This window comes from Trueperaceae bacterium, assembly GCA_036381595.1.
Taxonomy (GTDB): domain Bacteria; phylum Deinococcota; class Deinococci; order Deinococcales; family Trueperaceae; genus DASVCN01.
This window is the reverse complement of record DASVCN010000019.1, coordinates 45,753-61,828: the sequence shown is the minus strand read 5'-3', so window position 1 is coordinate 61,828 and position 16,076 is coordinate 45,753. Positions and strand designations below refer to the sequence as shown.

The following is a 16,076-nucleotide window of genomic DNA, read 5'->3' as shown; positions in this document are numbered from 1 at the left end:
AGTGTCAACGCGGGTAGCGGCGATGGTGACGGATCTATTAACCCCCCGAGCGTTTGCATCCGGATGGAGTTCACGGAGAGATCGACTCCGGTCAAGTCGTCAGACCGATATATGTCGCCTGATACATAGCCACATGACATCCGGCCTACTAGAGGATGCCCGCGTGTCATAATCCGAGTCGCACGAGCCACGTGTCGCCTGCCGGGCGTACATTCGGCAAATTACAGCTGAGGAGCAACCGATGGCCCTTACCGCCGCAGACATCCGCTCGACCCTGGAATCGGAGAAGGTCCGCTTCCTACGGATGCAGTTCTCCGACATCCTTGGCCACAGCAAGAACGTAGAGGTGCCGGCATCTCAGTTCGACAAGGCGCTCGACGGTGAGTTGATGTTCGATGGCTCCTCGGTCGAGGGATTCACCCGGATCGAAGAGTCGGACATGCTCCTCAAGCCCGACTACCAGACGTTCCTGGTCCTGCCCGAGATCGTCGAGGGCAACGCGAACGGCCGCATCGCCCGCATCATCTGCGACATCGCCTTCCCCGACGGCAGGCCCTTCCCCGGAGACCCGCGCTATGTGCTGAGGAAGCAGGTAGAACGGTTGCAGAACCTGGGTTTCGACGACATGTACGTCGGGCCCGAACCGGAGTTCTTCCTCTTCGAGCGAGATGAGGGCGGCAACCCGACGACCGTCACCAACGACGGCGCCGGCTACTTCGACCTGGCTCCGATCGATGAAGGCGAGGACGCTCGGCGCGACATGGTCGACGCCCTCGTCGAGATGGGCTTCGAGATCGAGGCGGCCCACCACGAGGTCGCCCCGGGGCAGCACGAGATCGACTTCAAGTACGCCCCCGCCCTCGAGAGCGCAGACAGCATCGCGACCTTCCGTACGGTGGTCAAGCGGATCGCCAAGAATCACGGTCTGCACGCAACCTTCATGCCGAAGCCGGTGGGCGGCATCAACGGTTCCGGGATGCATACCCACCTCTCGATCTTCAAGGACGGCCAGAACGCTTTCTACGACGAGGGCACCGAGTACCAGCTCTCCGACCTGGCGCTCAACTGGATCGGCGGGCTGCTCGAGCACTCCCGGGGGATGGTGGCCGTCACCAACCCCACCGTCAACTCGTACAAGCGGCTCACCCCCGGCTACGAGGCGCCAACGAACATCGCCTGGTCGGCGTCCAACCGCAGCGCCATGATCAGGATCCCGGCACGCAGGGGCGTGGGCACTCGCACCGAACTGCGCATGCCCGATCCCTCCTGCAACCCCTACCTCGCGCTCGCGGTGATGCTCGCCGCCGGTCTCGACGGGATCGAGAAGGGGATCATCCCCCCGCCAGCCATCCAGAGGAACATCTACCAGATGAGCGTGCGCGACCGGCGCCGGCACAAGATCAAAGAGTTGCCGGCCACTCTGCGCGAAGCAGTAGGCGAACTGCGGCGCGACGCCGTCATCCGCAGAGCGCTGGGAGAACATGTCTACGAGAACTTCCTGGCCGCCAAGACCCGCGAGTACGACGAGTACCGGATCGCCGTGCACGACTGGGAACTCAGGCAGTACCTGACGGAGTACTGAGCTACGCCCTAGCGGCGTATCGACGCTGAGGCAGAAGCGGAGGCGGCGCCGGCAGCTTGTTACAGTGCCTCAGTGCACGAAGCGGAGCGATCCCCCATCACCGTGGTCGGGCTCGACCCGGGCCTTGCCAACCTGGGCCTGGGCGCGGTGCGTGAGGAGGGCAAGCGGACCCGCTGGCTGGGCGCCAGGCTGGTGACGACCAGGAGCAGAAGCCGTCAGACCGACCGGCTTGCCCAGATCTACGACGAGGTGAGCGAGTTCCTCGCGCTCCACAAGCCCGACGCGCTGGCGGTAGAGGGGCAGTACTTCCACCAGCAGAAGGAGACGGCGTTCAAGGTCGGCCAGGCTTTGGGCGTGGTCCTGCTCGCCGCCGACCGCAACGGGGTCGAGGTCTTCGAGTACGGCCCGATGGAGGTTAAACAGGCGCTGGTGGGCAGCGGCCGCGCCTCTAAGGAGCAGGTCTCCTACATGGTCCGCGGACTGCTCGAACTGCCTGCCGACGCCGCTGCGCGCATGACCAGCCACCACGTCGCCGACGCCTTGGCTCTAGCCCTCACCCACCTGAGCGCCCGCCGCCTGAAGGCCCTGACGCTCCCACCCCGCTAGGACTCCGCAAACCTTCGAGGCGGTAGCCGCTCCGCTCCTCGACCTCGCGCAGGTCGTTCAGCAGGTCCGTCAGGCCCTCGGACACCCCTTCCGATGCGAGTTGGAGCACCGAACCGGCCAGAGCGACAGCCTCGGTCAGAAGCCGGTACGCCTCCCGGTTGTAGTACTCCCGCCCCTCGTAGGTGTTGACCCTCAGCAGCGTGGTCACCCGCTCGTCCTCGAGCAGCCTGCCGAGCAGCTCTGCCGCCGTGACAGGCTCCGAGGCCAGTCGTGAGTAAGAAAGCATCAGGGGTACGACCTCGGCGTACAGGTTCGAATCGAACGGCTCGGCCTGCGAGTGGTTCCCGGCGGCGATCTCCTGCTCGAGCCGCAAGCGCTGGTAGACCGAATCGTCCAACGGTTCGAGCGCCATCCAGGCGATCAGCGCGGTCTCGATCTCGCGAAGCGCGGTCGCCGTCGCTTTCCCGGCGGCCAGGTGGGAGTCGATGGCGTGGAGGAGTTCGACGAACCGCTCCTCGGCGTCGGGTGGCGGCACGTAACCGAACCCGGGTAACGCCTCGAGGAGGTCGCGGTACGAGGCGAGCAGCGCCTCGGACTCGTTCAGCGGCGTGTCCAGAAGGTCGGCGAACACCTCGAACAGGGGACGCAGGCGCAGATCGCGCAGGGCTTCCTCGACGCTCGGCACTCCTCTGCCCGACAACTCCCTCGCCAGTTCGGCGTACGGCTCCGCCTCGCTGTCGGTCGCTTCGCGGAAGTCCAGCAGAACGCGGTACTGGAACGCCTCCAGGTGCGCCTCTAAGCCGTGCTCGCGGAGTTGCCGGGAGGAGATCAGGTGCTCCAGGCCGCTGCCGAAGTCTCGGAACACCGTGAAGAGCCGTTCGCCGCCGGTAAGTCCCAGGCCCTCGAACAGCTCGGGTCCACGCAGCCGCCCCGTCACCTCGGCGTAGCGATTGTGGAAGAGCACCAGCGAGGCCTGGTCGCCAGCCCGGTTGGAGTAGGCGATGACGTCCTCGACGACTCGGCCCCCCTCGTCGACGAAATCGAGGAAGCGGAAGTTGTCGACCCCGGAGAACTGCCAGCGGCGGTGCAGCAGCGGGAAGATCTCGCGGCGGTGACGCTCCACCAGCCAGGGGTCGGGCTCCTCCTGACGGCGCGCGCGACGGAACTCCATCCCGTACTTCTCCTCGTACCCCTCGATCTGTCCATGGCCGAACATCGGCAACCCAGGCATCGTGCACATGAGCGTGCACACGCCGAAGTACTTGTCATCCTTGCCGAACTGGGCAACCGCGGTGTCCTCGTCGGGGTTGTTCATGAAGTTGACGAACCGGCCCAGCACCTGCGGGTCGAACTCGACGACGTTCTTCACCAACTCGCGGAACTCGGCGTTGGCCTCCCGCTTGAGCATGTTCATGAAGGCGCTGTTGTAGACCCGGTGCATCCCCAGCGTCCTGACGAAGTAGCCCTCCAGCATCCAGAACGCTTCTGCCAGCAGCAGGGTGTCGGGCGCCTCCCTGGCCACCCTATCGACCACCTCGCGCCAGAACTCGTTCGGCATCGCCCGCTCGAACTCATCGGCCGGCATCGAACCGTACTGCGCCCGCGAGGGGATGGCGCCGCCACTTCCCGGCTCCGGGTACCAGAGGCGCTGCACGTGCTGCTTGGCCAGCGTCATGGCGGCGTCGAAACGGATGATCGGGAAGCGCTTGGCCACCTCGACGATCGTGTGGATGACCGCCTCGCGAACCTCGGACTTCAGGTAGTCGAGCTGGGCGGTGTCGTTCCACGGCATGGCGGTGCCGTCGTTGCCGTGATAGATGAAACGCTCCTCGCCGCTGCTCCTCTCTACCCGCTTGAAGACCACGGCGGCGTCGCTGCTGTCGTAGTAGTGGTCCTCGAGCAAGATCGAGACCCGCTCGTCGGAGGAGAGGTCGGGACCGGTGAAGGAGTAGCCCGGGTAGGGGGAGTGGTCGAGCTGCACGAACCAGTCGGGGTGCTCGATCACCCAGCGGCCGTCTATCCCGACATGGTTCGGCACCATGTCGCTGGCAAGGCGGATGCCACGCTTCCGCGCCCGTTCGAACAGGTCACGGTAGGCCCGCTCGCCTCCCAGGTCCTCGGCGATCGTGTAGTCGTAGAGGGCGTAAGCCGAGGCGACGGCGTCCTCCTGGCCCCGCAGGTGCTTTATCCGCCTGGAGGCCTCGCTCCGCTCCCACAGTCCGATGAGCCAGAGTCCGGTGAAGCCCCGGGCGGCGATCTCGTCGAGTTCCTCGTCCGGGATCGCGTCGAGTGTGGCGATGTGACGCTCGTAGCGCCGGGAGAGCTGGTCGAGCCACACGTAGGTGCTTTTGGCCAGCAGGACGACGCGGGGCATCCACTCGGCATCCGGGCTGAACGCCTCGTACTCCTCGCGCCCGCGGGGCCCTCGCAGGTCTCCGATCGTGAGCACCGGGGCGTCGCCGGCGGGTCCGGGGAGGCCGGTCTTGCGCTCCTCGGCCATGACGTCGAGGGTGAGGAGCAACCGGTCGAGGAGCGCCGCCATGCGTTCCCCAAGGAGTGGCGCCCAGTTGCGGCGGATGTATTCGAGCTGGCCCTCGAGGGAGGTGGGGCTGGCGTTCATGGGCCCCTCCAGCAGTTCCAGCAGGGAGACACCCGGCTCCTGTCGGCTGGCGCCCGGCTCCTGTCCGCTTGCGCCGGGCCAGAGCGATCGCCGGGCGAGACCGGCGAACCTCTCGTAGGCTGCCTGCCGCGCGCGCAACACCCCGTCGTCGAACAGCTCCTTGAGCCGCTCCAGAGCCGGGTTCCGATTCGCCAGCCAGAGCAGCAGCATCTCCTCGAGCACTACCTCGCGGTTGGGTATCCCATCGGTCTCGCCAACCAGGTACTCCTCACCGGCGACCTTGCCGCTGGCCACCGCGACGGTCGGGAATGCGGCGACGAAGGCGGCCAGCAGGCCGTCGAGTTCGCCCTCCGGCTCCTCCTCCGCCCGCTCCAGGCGCTCCACCAAAGGTCTCCCGTCACGCTCCCTGTCGACCTGGATGAGCAGGTGCTGGAGCTCGTGGATGAGACCGGCGGCGTACAGCTCGCCCGCCTTGACGGCCAGTTCCGGATAGCGTCTGGCGTCCCGCGCCTCGTTCATCCGCTCGGCCAGGCGCTTCGCCGCGTCGAGGTCGGCGAAGAGAACTCGCCCGCGCACGCCGAACAGGGCCTCCTCGGCTCCGTAGCGGCGCCTGGCGTCGAGGCTCAGATGGAGCTCGCGGGCGGCGCCCGCCACCCTGAGCGGCCCCATGAACGCTAGGAGGAGCGGCATCTTCGCCCCGCTCGATTGGGAAGCCGATACGCAACGGTCATCATCTACTGACAGGGAAGCCCGACGCGCCGCACAATTCCATAAGCTGACACGGCATCTCCGATGAGGGCTGGCGGCCATGTGAGACTCTAGTACAATTCCGTGGGCGCCCGCGCTGTCTTGGCGTTATGGCAGGAGTGCGATGACTGAGACCGATACCAACTGGTTCAAGAGCGCTGTTCTGTACGAGCTCTACGTCCGTGCCTATCGCGACTCCAACGGCGACGGCCACGGCGACCTTGCCGGGGTCACCCAGAAGCTCGACTACATAACCAGTCTGGGCGTGGACGTCATCTGGCTGCTGCCGATAAGCCCTTCGCCGCTGCGCGACGACGGTTACGACGTCACCGACTACTACGACATCCACGAGCACTACGGGATCCTCGACGACTTCCGGACGCTGGTTCGAGAAGCCCACGCCCGCAATCTGCGGGTGATCACCGACCTCGTCCTCAACCACACCTCCAGCGATCACCCCTGGTTCCAGGAGTCGCGCAAGGGCCGGGACAACCCGAAGAGCGACTGGTACGTGTGGACAGACGATCCCGAGGAGTACAGCGGGACCCGGATCATCTTCACCGATACCGAGACGTCCAACTGGAGCTTCGATCAGGTACGCGGCCAGTACTACTGGCACCGCTTCTTCAGCCATCAACCCGACCTCAACTACGACAATCCCGAGGTCCGTGAAGAGATGAAGCGAGCCGTGCGCTTCTGGCTCGAGCTCGGGATCGACGGATTCCGCCTCGACGCCATCCCCTACCTGTTCGAACGGGAGGGAACCAACAACGAGAACATCCACGAGACGCACGCCTTCCTCAAGGAGCTGCGGACCTTCATCGACGGGATCAGGCCGGGGGCGTTCCTGCTGGGCGAGGTGAACCAGTGGCCCGAGGACACCATCCCCTACTTCGGCGAGGGCAACGACGAGCTGCCGCTGCTCTTCCACTTCCCGGTGATGCCCCGGCTATTCAAGGCGGTTGCCGAGGGGAACCGGTCGAGCATCGCCTGGATCCTCGAGCACACGCCGCACATCCCCGACACCTGCCAGTGGGTGGTGTTCCTGCGGAACCACGACGAGCTAACGCTGGAGATGGTCACCGAGGACAAGCGCGCCTTCATGTACGAGGCCTACGCTCCGGAGCCGCGGATGCGGATAAACGTGGGCATCCGCCGGCGGCTCGCGCCGTTGATGGGTGGGGACGTTCGCAAGATCAGGCTCATGAACTCGATGCTCATGACGCTGCCCGGCACCCCGATCATCTACTACGGCGACGAGATCGGCATGGGCGACAACATCTACCTCGATGACCGCAACGGCGTCCGTACCCCGATGCAGTGGCACAGCGGCGAGAACGCCGGCTTCAGCGAAGCGCTCAAGCTCTACTCGCCCCTCATCGAGGACGAGAGGTACGGTTACCAGGTCGTCAACGTCGCCGACCAGGAGCAGGATCCCGACAGCCTCCTCAACTGGACGCGGCACCTGATAAAGACCCGGCAGCAGCACCCGGCGCTCGGCAGCGGCACTTTCTGCCTGCTGCAGCCCGAGAACGAAGCGATCCTGCCGTTCCTCAACGTGTACGGTGATGACGTGGTCCTGGCGGTGCACAACCTCTCCGGGGACGTCCAGCGGGCTGAACTCGACATGGGCCAGTGGGAGGGCAGGCAACTCGTCGACCTCTTCACCCACCAGCCGTTCGGAAGGGCCTCCGCCGAAGTGCGAGTGGTACTCGAGCCGTACGACTACATCTGGTTGGGGGTCCAGTGAGGCTCCCTCGTCTCGCCCTGGCCGGCCTCCTGCTGCTGGCGTCGTGCGCCGGCGAGATCGAGACGCCCGGCGAGGCGCTGAGGATCTTCGGCGACAGCTTGCCGCGGGCCTACCTGGGGGAGCGGTACGAGGCGCAGATCCGAGCCGTGGGCGGTTTGCGGCCGTTCACCTACCTGCTGCAGGAGGGCGAGCTGCCGCCAGGTCTCGAGTTGGAAGCGGGCGTGATCGAAGGGGTACCGACGGAGGCCGGCAACTTCGACTTCACCATCACCGTCACCGACGCCAACCTCTCACGCACATTCCAGGACTATTCGCTGGAAGTAGTCGAGCGCCCGCCGCCGAGACTGAGCGTCATCGCCCCGCAGACGGAGATCCGGACCCCGGTCGTCGTGCGGCTCCAGGTCGAGAACGCCACCCGGTTGCGGGCGTTCACCGGCGATTTCGAGTGGGACGGGGCGAATTTCGAGCTGCTCGAGGAGTCGGTCGCTCCGGTCGCCGCCGGCGCGGCCCTGGTCTGGCAGGCGGAGCCCGGGCGGCTCCACATCGAGATGGCGGCGCTGGGCGATCCGTGGAACGACGAACTGACCCTCGTGCAGTTCACCCTCGTACCGAAAGGTGCCGCCGTACTGCATCCCTCCGTCGAGGCACTCTTCTTCGACGATTCCGGCGCCAGCCACTACCAGGGGGGCGCAGAAGGTCAGGGGGATGAGATGGCAGAACCCGTGAGCGCCGACGAGCAGGAGCAGGAGTCGGCGGATAACGCCGAGGGCGTGCCCGGCGAGAGCCGGGAGGGTGACCGATGACGCCTGGTCGTCGGCTGCTGGTGACGCTGCTGCTGACGCTGCTCGCGGCCGGGACGGCGCTGGCTACCACCTACCGGGAGCTTTCGCTCGCGGAGATCCTCGAGCGTGCCGAGGTGGCTTTCTTCGGCACGGTCGCCTCGGTGACCGTCGAGGAGCGGCTAGGTGAGCCGTGGACGATCGTCGAGTTCGCCGTCGAACGGCAGCTGGCAGCAGAGGGGGAAGCGGCCAGGCGGGAGCTCGCCTTCCTGGGCGGCGAGCTGGCCGGCGAAGCGCTTAGGGTGAGCCTGATGCCCGCCTTCGAGGTGGGCGAAGAAGTCCTCGTACTCGCCTACGACGAGCCGTACATCTCCCCCATCGTCGGCTTCGATCAGGGGCTGTGGCGGGTTGACGACGGCGAGCTGCGCGACGCGCGAGGGCGCAGGCTGAGCGTGGACGAAGATGGCCGGCTCGTCGCGGACGGCCCCCGGGTAGAGATCGACCTGATCCTGGGCGCCATCGAAGCCGAGCTGGAGGACCGGCCGTGAAGCGGCACCTGCTCGCACTGATCCTGGGCCTGGGAGCGTGCGCGTCCGCTCAGTCTTACAGGGTCGAGGGGAGCGGCGGGCCGATCGATCTGAGCGCTCGTCTGGCCGAGGCTGCCGCCGCCTGGAACGAGGCCGCGGAGGGGGCGGAACTCGAGGAGGAGCCCGGCGCAGCTACCGTCTTCAGCTTCGCGGAGCCGGAACTGATGGGACCGGACCTGGTGAGCGCCACACTCGTTCGTGAGGGGGAGGAGGGCTTCGAGGTCTGGCTGAACCCCGCGACGATCGAGGAGTTCCCTCAGGCGCTGCTGCACGAACTGGGTCTGCTGATCGGAGTGCCGGCCGCCGATTCGGGCGTGATGGACCCGGCCCTCTCGTCGGACTCCCCCGCCGCACCCACCGAAGCCGACCTCGAGGCGCTCGCCAGGGCTCTGGCGAGCGCCGGAGGGGACCTCGATGGCGACGGCGACGTCGACATCCGGGATCTCGCCGCGCTGGGCCGGGCGTACGGACAGGAGGGAGTGAACCTGGCCGCGGACTTGGATGGCGACGGCGAGGTGGATGCCGACGACGTCGCCCTGCTGCGTGAGAACTACACGTTCACCGAGCCCCGACCGGTCGCTGAGGAGCCGGAGGGAGCGGGGGCCGAGGAAGATCGTGACCCGGCGCCGGCCGAAGTTCCCGGTGGTGCAGCGGATGAGGAGCCGGACCAGACGGAAGGAGCGCCGGCACAAGATCCCGGTGGTACGGCGGATCAGGAGCCGGAGGGGACGGACGGAGCGCCGGCACAGCCAGGCGGCAGCGGTGAATGATCAGCTCGAGCCGACGGACTTGACCGCCGGAGCGTAACCGACCACCAGCTCCTGCTCTCCCTTTACGCACACCAGGAGCCCGTCGCCCAGCGGTTCGATCAGGTACTCATCGAAAGTCCCCAGCGTCTGGCCCGGCAGCATCACCACCAGGCTCTCGTTGATGCCGACGCCGCTGCTCCGGTACTGGCGAACCGTCAGGCTGAAACTCGCCACCTCGATGGCGAGGGGTTGGCCGGTGAGCGTGTGGACCGACATCTCGCCCAGGTCGATCTCGTCGAGCAGTTCGTTGAGCTCGCTCGGATCCACCTTCATCGCCCGGTGCAGTCCGGTGGCCAGCTCGTCGATAGCCTCGTCACTGAGAAGTACTCTGGCGGCGCGCGCTGCTCCCTGGAGGAAGCCTTTGATCGCCGCGGCACGGTCCGGGGCCTTGGCGGTGAGACTGGCGAGGGCATCGACAGTCCCCCGCACCAGCTCGCTCGTCTCACCGACGGTCCTGTTGGCCAGCGCCCTCATCACCCCGATCAGGTCGTCCGGGTGCGGCGAGGAGAGGACCTGTAGCACTATCGCCGCCTCGGCGACCCGCGCCGCGATCGAGCGGCCTTCGTCCTCGACCTTGAAGTGCAGGTAGTCGCCCTCGCGGAAGGCGTGGAGCCACTTGCGTTCGCACGATATCGCCAGCTCGTCGGCCAGGGGGTGCTCCTCGCCCCGAACGTAGAGCTTCTGGCCGCTGCCGTTGCCCGATACCGAGACCTCGAGGCCCCCCACCTTCAAGCGGGTGGGACCCTTCAAGCGGATCGTCGCCGACGACACGTGAGGCTCTACGTTCTCGACCCTGAGCGCGGGATTGATGGCGAACAGGACCCCGCCCGGTAGTCGAGGCGCGCCGGCTTCGCCACCTACCGAGCGTGGCAGGTAGCGGGAGAGGCGCTCGAAGAAGGCGTCGGCGAGAGAGGTGAAGCGGTCCACGTCCTGGTGGAAGACCTGCCGTTGGTGCCGCTCGAAGGCGAGCACCCGCTGCAGCCGCTCCTCGAGCTGCCGGCGCTGGGCGAGCCGTTCCTCGTCGCGCATCTGCTCCTTGCCCAGCTCCTGGATGGCCACCCGCAGCTGCTGTGCCGAGGGTCCCTTCTGCTCCAGGAGGCCGCTGCGGCCCGCGTACGGGTCGGCGGCAACCTTGCGTACCAGGTTGTGGAGCGTCTCGAGTTCATCCCCCGGGCGAACCCCCAGCTGCCGGAACGGTCCATGTGGATCGGCGAGCCGCAGGGCGCAATCGATCGTTTCGCGGACCAGTTCACCCAAGCTGTCGACGTCGGTGGAGGAGAAGAAGGGATCATCGTGGCTGGGGATGGCCTCGCTCACCTCGAACCGCTGCAGATGCGCGTCGCCGCGACACGCTTCCGAACTCGCGTAGGCATGGAGGTTGCGGTGGGCGGCGTAGAGCAGCCGGGCGGTGTTGCGGTCGCGCTCGGCCCGCAGGCCGCTTGCCAGCCGCCTGATGAAGCGGTTGAGGTCGTAGCGCCATACCTTGCCGGCGAGTCGCTGCAGGGCTGCCTGCTCGGCCGCTTCGGGCGTGCCTGGTGCTGCTATCGCGGTGGTGGTGACTACTTCCGGGTCGAGCGCTTCTTCCGTTTCGCCGTCGCCCGCGAGGGTGAGTTCGGAGAAATCGGCGACCTCGGCCGTCTGCCGCTGGCCGGTTTCACTGACGCGCCTGAGGGTACGTTCGGCGAGCTCGAGTCGGCGTCGCTCCTCGGGATCGAGCAGGGCCAGGTGGCGCTGGAGATGATGGTACAGCTCCCAAACACCCGACAGTCCGCCGCGTACTCTGCGGCGAGCGCGCACCTCCTCGACCTTGAATTCGAAGAGCTCCAGCGCGACATGTTCCAGCTTGAGCATCGTCTCTCACCCTGCCAGTGCCGAGGGCGATTTTCCCTGGGCCGCACGTGATACCATTCTCATGCAAGCGGGACCCAACGGCTGTCGGATTTTCCGCTCGGTCGGCCGGCCCGGCTGCTAGCCCGACCCCACATATCGCGCTCGGCCCGAACAGCGCGAAGGAGGAAGAATGCCCCACATAATCGCGGAGCCATGCATCGGCACCAAGGATCGGTCCTGCGTCGACGTGTGCCCCGTGGAGTGCATCTACGAAGCCGACGACCAGCTCTACATCCACCCGGAGGAGTGCATCGACTGTGGCGCCTGCGTGCCGGCATGTCCGGTGAGCGCGATCTTCCCCGAGGAGGACGTGCCCGCCGAGTGGGAGTCGTACATCCAGAAGAATTACGAGTTGTCGGGCCTCTGAACGTCTACTGAGGCGCGGATCGCCAGCGACTCGAAAACGCGGCTGAGGACGTCGACCGCTCTCGTCAGTTCGGCTGTCTCGACGTGCTCGTCCGGGGTGTGGTCGAGCGCGCTGTCCCCCGGTCCGTAGGCCAGGACAGGCACCTGCCAGACCGGCGCCACCACGTTCATGTCGGAGGTGCCGGTCTTCACCTTGAGCCGCGGCGAGCCGCCCGACTCCCTGATGGCGACGCGGAACACGCGGGTGAGCGGGGTGTCGCGGGGTCCCCGGAACGGCTCCTCGGCGCCCGCGAAGGAGTGCTCGACGCCGTTCAGCTGTTTCGCGAGTTCGCCTCGCGCGGCGGCCGGGGGGAGCCAAGGCGGAAGCCGGAAACCCACCGTCATCGCGCAGCGTTGCTCCAAACCGTCGGCCTCGGTGGCGATCGATTGCAGGGTCGCCTGCACCTGATCGAAGATCCCGTCGCGCTCCCGGTTCCGATGCGCCGCCCAGGCCTCGAGCCGGTTCCAGATCGCCACCGCCTCCTCGCCGGCGGTCCTCTCGCTGCCGGCCGAGTGGTGGTTCCCCTTCCGCACGAGCGCCTCGACCACGAGTCTGCCCTTGTACCCGACCGTTACCGCGTCCCAACCGCTCGGCTCTCCGATGATGAGCAGGTTTGGCGCGGGGTAGGCCGCCAGGGCGTGCCGCGCTCCCTTCGAGGTGGGCGCCTCCTCCTCGGTGGCGCCGATGAGGGTGAGCGTGAGCGCCGCGAGAACTTCGTCGCCTAGCCGTGATGCGGCCGCGACGGCGGTGCAGAAAGGCCCCTTGGCGTCGACGGCGCCCCGCCCGTAGAGTCGTCCCGCTTCCTCCCTCACCGGTATCTCGCCCGGAACGGTATCGATGTGACCCAGGAAGGTCACCTTCAGGGGCCCGCGGCCCAGCCGACAGACCGCGTTTCCCGCACCGTCCACGAACGACTCGTCGGCGAACTCGGCCATCCGCGAGACCAGGTACCGGGCAACCTCGCCCTCCCTGCCCGACGGGCTGGGTATCTCCAGCGCCGCGCGCAGCAGAGCCAGGGGATCGATCGCTTCGGTTGCTACCTCACCCCTCCGAGAGTACCTGCGCCACTCGCTCGACGACCTCGTCTACCTCGGGCTCCTCGATGATGAGGGGCGGAACGAAGCGGATGACTGTCGACCCGGCGTTGATCGTGAGGACGCCGGCCTCCCTGAGCTTCGAGACGTAGGGGGCTGCCTTCTCCTTCAGTTCCATGCCGATGAGCAGGCCGAGGCCGCGGACCTCGCGCACCTTGGGTGAACCGATCGCTTCGAGCCTCTGCCGGAAGTACTCCCCCGTTCGACTCACCTGCTCGAGCAGACCGCGCGTTTCGATCTCCTCGAGAACGGCAAGGCCGGCTGCCGACGCCAACGGGTTGCCTCCGAAGGTGGTGCCGTGTCCGCCGGCGGGCATCTTCCCCGCCACCTCCTCGGTCATGAGCAGGGCGCCGATAGGCACGCCGCCGCCCAGTCCCTTGGCGAGGGTCGCCATGTCGCCCTCGACCCCGTACAGTTCGCTGGCGAGGAACTTGCCGCTCCGCCCCACCCCGCTCTGGATCTCGTCGAAGACGAGCAGCGCCCCGCGCTCGCGGCTCAAGCGGCGGGCGGCTTCGAGATACTCGCCGCTGGCCGGGTGGATCCCGCCTTCGCCCTGAACGGGTTCGATGAACACCGCCGCGGTGTCGTCACCGATCGCCTGGTCCAGCGCCTCGATGTTGTTGTAGGGCACGTGGTCGACGGGGAGCGGCAGCGGGCCGAACGGTTCCCGGTACTTCGGTTCCCAGGTGAGGCCCAGGACCCCCAGGGTGCGTCCCGAGAAGCCCCGCTTGGCGGCGACGAAGCGACTCCTGCCTGTCGCGACCCTGGCCCACTTGATGGCGGCCTCGTTCACCTCGGAACCGGAGTTGGCCATGAAGGCACGGGAGTACGGCTTTGGCACGAACCGGAAGAGCTTCTCGAGGAAGGCGCTCCGGGTGTCGTTGCCGATATTCTGGGCGAAGGCTATGAGCTTGCCGGCCTGCTCCGAGAGGGCCCTGACGAGGCGGGGATTGGCGTGGCCAACGCTTGCTACCGCGATGCCGGCGAGACAGTCGAGGTACTCCTTGCCCTCGGCGTCCCAGACGCGCACGCCCTCGCCCCGCACCAGGGCCAGCTCGGGTTGCCAGAGGCCCGACCCGTGCAGCCTGTCGATCTCGAGTATCGCCTCTGTCTTCGTTCCTGTCTGGGGCATCACTTCTCCTTCTCTTTCCCGTTCCTGATCAGCTACTGCGAGCGGCACTCTTGGGCCCTCGCGCCATCCTGCTCGCCTCATGCGACCACCGTGCCCTCCCCGGCGAGCGCCCGCGTGATCGGCTCCTGCACGCGCGCGTCGGCGAAGATGACGCGCGAGACGCCAGCACGCACAGCCTCCGCGGCCCCCAACACCTTCTTCTTCATGCGGTCCCGCGCGAAGTCGAGGTACTCCTCCACCCGCCCTGCCGGCACCTCGCGGATGAGGGTGGACTCGTCCGGGAAGTCACGGAGGAGCCCTGGGACGTTGGAGAGGAGCAGCAGCACGTCGGCCTCCAGGGCCCCCGCCAGCGCGGCAGCCGCCCGGTCGCCGTCGACGTTCACGGCGACGCCGTCGAACGAGATGCCGGGCGGAGTGAGCACGGGCAGGTAGCCGGCATCGAGGAGCAGCTCGATGAGCCCGACGTTGACCCTCTCCACCGTCCCGGTGTGGTCGCCCCGCAGGAGCTTCGTCTTACCCTCCTCGATGCTCCGGACCGTCTCCTTGCGGCGTCCCTCGAAGACCCGCCCATCGATGCCGGAGAGCCCCACAGCGTTCACGCCCAGCGCCTGAAGACGCTCCACAAGCGCCTTGTTCACCTTGCCGCAGTAGACCATCTCGAATATCTCCAGCGTCTCCCGATCGGTGAAGCGGCTGGTATACCCGCTGGGGCTGGTTACGAAGCGCGGCGGGTGCCCGAGCGCCTCGGCGACCCGGTTGGTCTCGGCGCTGCCTCCATGGACGAGGACCAGGCGCTCGCCCGCGCCTACCCGGGCCGCCACGTCGCGGCACAGCGGCTCGTAGTCGATGCCGGCACTGCCGCCCACCTTGACCACGATCACGGATCCACCCTGCCTAGCAGCGCCTCGGCGAGGCCTTTCCTGGTGGCGATCGCCATGCGCCTGCCCAGCTTCACCTCGCCCGCGCCAAGGTAGCCGCTGAACTCCCGCGCGGCGACCGCGAACGCCTCCAGCAGCTGCCCGCTCACCTCGACCCCTTCCTCCCACCACCACCGTTCGATCCGCAGGCTGCCGCCCTCGACCTTCGCCTCCATCCGCGCCACGAACCTGTCTCGGTAGAAGACGGGAAGCACGTAGTAACCCCAGCGCCTCTCGCTCTCGGGCTTGTACACCTCCCACACGTAGTCGAAGCCGAAGAGTCGCGATACCGCGGTCCGGTCCCACATGATGCTGTCGAGTGGAGCCACGAAGACCATCCGCGGCTCGGGCGGCTCGAGGTCGAGCCAGCGCAGATCCTCGGACCGCAGGTGGTAACGGTCGCCCTCGACGTCCACGGTCGTGAGAACGCCTTCGGCAACGAGCTCCGCGATCGTCTCCCTGCGCTCCGGAGTCCTCACCTGGTCGCCCCACAGCCCCCCGTCGGCGAAGTCGCGTAGCAGCCCGGCCGTCTGGTGACGCCTGGTGATCACGAAGCGGAGACTCTCGCGACGGGTCGCGGGGCGGGCGCACAGGTGCTCCTCGGGGATCACCTGGGTTGGCAGCGCGTAGACGTGGCGGCCGTTCACCCGGTGGTGGGTGACCACGTGGCCAGAATCCCAGAGGGCTCTCAGTATCTGCTTGACCAGCTTGGGCCCGTACCAGGAGCCGGCCCACTCGTCCACTCGCGTCTGGTCCTCGAAGTCGAGCGAGGAGAGGGGCCCGCGCCGGGAGAGCTCTTCGAGAGTTCGCTCCACCTCGCTGGCGTAGGGGCCCAGGATCCGCTTCTGCCAGGCACGCTCGAAGTAGTCGCGGTAGATGGTCCGGTAAGGCCAGTCGCCGGGCGGAACGAGGCAGGCCTGCTTGTCCCACGCGTCGTAGAGGAGCCGTTCCCCGTAGGCGGCCTGCTGCCAGTCGTCCACCCGGTAGCCCGGCACGCGCGCCTGTAGCACCAGGTCGTGGTTGCAGCCCAGCGGTCTGAGGGGGTCGAACTGGATGCTGCCGAGCCTCGCGAGCACCTCCCCGAGGCTCCCACGGGTGAAGTGGTAGGTGGCAAGAAAGCGCCGGGCCTGGGCCCGGCTCCACTCGAGCGGCTGCAC

At 67.3% G+C, this 16,076-nt stretch carries 13 protein-coding genes; 7 read left to right on the top strand and 6 right to left on the bottom strand.

The window, feature by feature from the left end; all coding sequences use genetic code 11:
- The first annotated feature begins 241 nt into the window (after positions 1 to 241).
- Both glnA and ruvC read left to right on the top strand, forming a co-directional pair.
- On the top strand, positions 242 to 1,582 hold the full coding sequence (gene glnA, locus VF168_04560; GenBank protein HEX7003440.1) for a type I glutamate--ammonia ligase: 1,341 nt from the start codon (positions 242 to 244) through the stop codon (positions 1,580 to 1,582).
- A 72-nt stretch (positions 1,583 to 1,654) separates the two neighbouring features.
- Entirely contained in the window at positions 1,655 to 2,188 is a 534-nt protein-coding gene (ruvC, locus tag VF168_04555) for a crossover junction endodeoxyribonuclease RuvC (GenBank protein HEX7003439.1), read from the top strand.
- On the opposite strand, the gene VF168_04550 is transcribed toward ruvC, so the two are convergent.
- Positions 2,136 to 5,498: an alpha-amylase family glycosyl hydrolase gene (locus VF168_04550; GenBank protein ID HEX7003438.1), complete on the bottom strand. Its 3,363-nt coding sequence runs from the start codon at positions 5,496 to 5,498 to the stop codon at positions 2,136 to 2,138. The two genes, ruvC and VF168_04550, sit on opposite strands and share 53 nt — an antisense overlap.
- A gap of 181 nt (positions 5,499 to 5,679) precedes the next feature.
- Between VF168_04550 and treS the strand changes: the two genes are divergently transcribed.
- From treS to VF168_04530, 4 genes are read left to right on the top strand one after another with little or no spacing between them, the layout of a single operon-like run.
- Positions 5,680 to 7,305: a maltose alpha-D-glucosyltransferase gene (gene treS / locus VF168_04545; GenBank protein HEX7003437.1), complete on the top strand. Its 1,626-nt coding sequence runs from the start codon at positions 5,680 to 5,682 to the stop codon at positions 7,303 to 7,305.
- Positions 7,302 to 8,108: an Ig domain-containing protein gene (locus VF168_04540; protein HEX7003436.1), complete on the top strand. Its 807-nt coding sequence runs from the start codon at positions 7,302 to 7,304 to the stop codon at positions 8,106 to 8,108. Before treS ends, VF168_04540 begins: the two co-directional genes overlap by 4 nt.
- Positions 8,105 to 8,632: a hypothetical protein gene (locus VF168_04535; GenBank protein ID HEX7003435.1), complete on the top strand. Its 528-nt coding sequence runs from the start codon at positions 8,105 to 8,107 to the stop codon at positions 8,630 to 8,632. Before VF168_04540 ends, VF168_04535 begins: the two co-directional genes overlap by 4 nt.
- A complete protein-coding gene (locus VF168_04530) occupies positions 8,629 to 9,441 on the top strand; it encodes a dockerin type I domain-containing protein (GenBank protein ID HEX7003434.1) in 813 nt (270 codons plus the stop codon). The genes VF168_04535 and VF168_04530 overlap by 4 nt, the downstream gene beginning before the upstream one ends.
- Here VF168_04530 and VF168_04525 read toward each other — a convergent pair whose 3' ends face one another.
- Positions 9,442 to 11,331: a hypothetical protein gene (locus VF168_04525; GenBank protein ID HEX7003433.1), complete on the bottom strand. Its 1,890-nt coding sequence runs from the start codon at positions 11,329 to 11,331 to the stop codon at positions 9,442 to 9,444.
- Between the two features lie 169 nt (positions 11,332 to 11,500).
- On the opposite strand from VF168_04525, the gene VF168_04520 reads away from it, so the two are divergent.
- On the top strand, positions 11,501 to 11,737 hold the full coding sequence (locus VF168_04520) for a ferredoxin (protein HEX7003432.1): 237 nt from the start codon (positions 11,501 to 11,503) through the stop codon (positions 11,735 to 11,737).
- On the opposite strand, the gene VF168_04515 is transcribed toward VF168_04520, so the two are convergent.
- The 4 genes from VF168_04515 to VF168_04500 form a co-directional block, all read right to left on the bottom strand.
- Positions 11,716 to 12,801, bottom strand: coding sequence for a [LysW]-lysine hydrolase (locus VF168_04515; protein HEX7003431.1), 1,086 nt, complete (start codon positions 12,799 to 12,801; stop codon positions 11,716 to 11,718). The genes VF168_04520 and VF168_04515 overlap by 22 nt on opposite strands.
- A 16-nt stretch (positions 12,802 to 12,817) precedes the next feature.
- Positions 12,818 to 14,002, bottom strand: a complete 1,185-nt coding sequence (locus tag VF168_04510) for an acetylornithine/succinylornithine family transaminase (GenBank protein ID HEX7003430.1) — start codon at positions 14,000 to 14,002, stop codon at positions 12,818 to 12,820.
- Between the two features lie 77 nt (positions 14,003 to 14,079).
- Positions 14,080 to 14,883 (bottom strand): [LysW]-aminoadipate kinase, encoded by an 804-nt coding sequence (locus VF168_04505; protein HEX7003429.1) that lies wholly within the window; start codon positions 14,881 to 14,883, stop codon positions 14,080 to 14,082.
- On the bottom strand, positions 14,880 to 16,076 hold the full coding sequence (locus VF168_04500) for a crosslink repair DNA glycosylase YcaQ family protein (GenBank protein HEX7003428.1): 1,197 nt from the start codon (positions 16,074 to 16,076) through the stop codon (positions 14,880 to 14,882). Before VF168_04500 ends, VF168_04505 begins: the two co-directional genes overlap by 4 nt.